Source organism: Corallococcus praedator, from assembly GCF_003612125.1.
GTDB lineage: Bacteria > Myxococcota > Myxococcia > Myxococcales > Myxococcaceae > Corallococcus > Corallococcus praedator.
Window position 1 is genome coordinate 1 of sequence record NZ_RAWI01000701.1, and the last position, 2,213, is coordinate 2,213.

1 protein-coding gene is annotated in these 2,213 nt (G+C 70.3%); it reads left to right on the top strand.

Annotated features, from left to right (window positions below; translation table 11 throughout):
* Window positions 1-2,213: condensation domain-containing protein (locus tag D7Y13_RS41010; RefSeq protein ID WP_147452632.1), on the top strand; the 2,213-nt coding region annotated here is incomplete at both ends.

Genomic DNA, 2,213 nt, shown 5'->3' on the forward strand with positions numbered 1-2,213 from the left:
GAGTTGGGAGAGGTGGAGGCGGGGCTGGGCGCATGCGAAGGCGTGCGCGAGGCGGTGGTGGTGGCGCGGGAGGACGTGCCTGGGGACAAGCGGCTGGTGGGGTACGTGGTGGCGAAGGCTGGCCACACGCTGGACAGCACGACGCTGCGAAGCGAGCTGAAGGGGCGGCTGCCGGAGTACATGGTGCCGTCGGCCCTCGTGGTGCTGGAGGCGCTGCCGCTCAATGCGAACGGTAAGGTGGACCGCAAGGCCCTGCCGGAGCCGGAGCAACTGGAAGGGGATGCGCGAGGCTTCACCGCACCGCGCACGCCCACCGAGCAGCAGCTCGCGAGCATCTGGAGTGAGTTGTTGGGCGCGAAGCAGGTGGGCCTGGGCGACAGCTTCTTCGAGCTGGGCGGTCACTCGCTGCTTGCGACGCAGGCCATCTCGCGCATCCGCCAGACGTTCCAGGTGGAGCTGCCGCTGCGTGCGCTGTTCGAGGATGCGGTGTTGGAGCGGCTGGCCGCGCGCATCGACCTCGCGGTCCACGCGGGCAGCGGGGTGCGGATGCCGCCGCTGGTGCCGGTGGCGCGGACGGACGCGCTGCCCCTGTCGTTCGCGCAGCAGCGCCTGTGGTTCCTGGATCAGCTGGAGCCGGGCGGAACGTCCTACAACATCCCGACGGCCGTGAGGCTGTCGGGCGAACTGGACGTGGGCGCGCTGCGCCGCACGTTCGGCGAACTGGTGCGTCGTCACGAGTCCCTGCGCACGACCTTCCGCGCGCTGTCAGGCAGCCCGGTGCAGGTGGTGGCACCGGCGAGCGAAGTACCCCTGACGTGGGTGGACCTGTCGGGCGAGGCGGACGGCGAGGCCCGTGCACAGGCCCTGGCGGAGGAAGAGGTCCGGCGTCCGTTCGATCTGGAGCGAGGCCCGCTCTTCCGGGTGACGCTGATCCGGCTGTCGGACGTGGAGCATGTGCTCCTGCTGTCGGTGCACCACATCGTCTCCGACGGCTGGTCGCGCGGCGTGCTGGTGCGGGAAGTGGCCTCGCTCTACGGCGCGTACAGCACGGGGCAGCCGTCGCCGTTGCCGGAGCTGGCGGTCCAGTACGCGGACTACGCAGCCTGGCAGCGCGACTGGCTGCGGGGTGAGGTGCTGGAGGCGCAGCTCGCCTACTGGAAGCGACAGTTGGGAGGAGCGCCGCACGCGCTGGAGCTGCCGACGGATCGGCCGCGTCCGGCGGTGCAGACGTTCCGGGGCAGCAGTTGCTCCGTGACGATGCCCCTGTCGCTGCGCGATGCCCTCTGGGCCTTGAGCCGCGAAGAAGGCGCGACGCCCTTCATGACGCTGCTGGCGGCCTGGCAGGTGCTGCTGTCGCGCTACAGCGGACAGGACGACATCAGCGTGGGAACGCCCATCGCGGGCCGCAACCGGACGGAGCTGGAAGGCCTCATCGGCTTCTTCATCAACACGCTCGTGTTGCGCACCCATGTCGCGGGTGACGCCACCTTCCGTCAGGTGCTGCGTCAGGTGAGGGAAGTGGCGCTGGGCGCGTACGCGCACCAGGAGGTGCCGTTCGAGAAGCTGGTGGAGGAGCTGAAGCCCGAGCGCGACATGAGCCGTTCGTCGCTCTTCCAGGTAATGTTCTCGCTGCAGAACGCGCCCCTGCCCGTGGCCCAGCTCCCGACCGGCCTGCGGCTGCAACCGGTGGACGCCGAGGGCGACACCGCCAAGTTCGAGCTGTCGCTGGACATGGGAGACCGGGGCCAGGGCCTCTCTGCGTCTCTTGAGTACAACACCGACCTCTTCGATGCGGCGACGGCACAGCGGATGCTGAAGCACTTCAGTGTGCTGCTGGAGGGCATCGCGGCCCGTCCGGACGCGCGAGTGCTGGACCTGCCAATGCTGGGCGAGGCGGAGCGCCAGCGGGTGCTGGTGGAGTGGAACGACACCGACGTGGCGCTGCCCGCGGAGCAGGGGATTGCCGAGCGCTTCGCGGCCCAGGCGCGCCTGACGCCAGACGCGCTGGCGGTGGTGGCCCCGGGAGAAGAAGCGCTGACGTACGGCGCGCTGGAGGCGCAGGCGAATCAGCTCGCGCACCACCTGAGAAGCCAGGGCGTGGGCCCCGAGGTGCTGGTGGGCGTGTGCCTGGAGCGCACGCCGAGGCTGCTGGTGGCGCTGCTGGGCATCCTGAAGGCGGGAGGCGCGTACGTGCCGTTGGACCCGTCGTACCC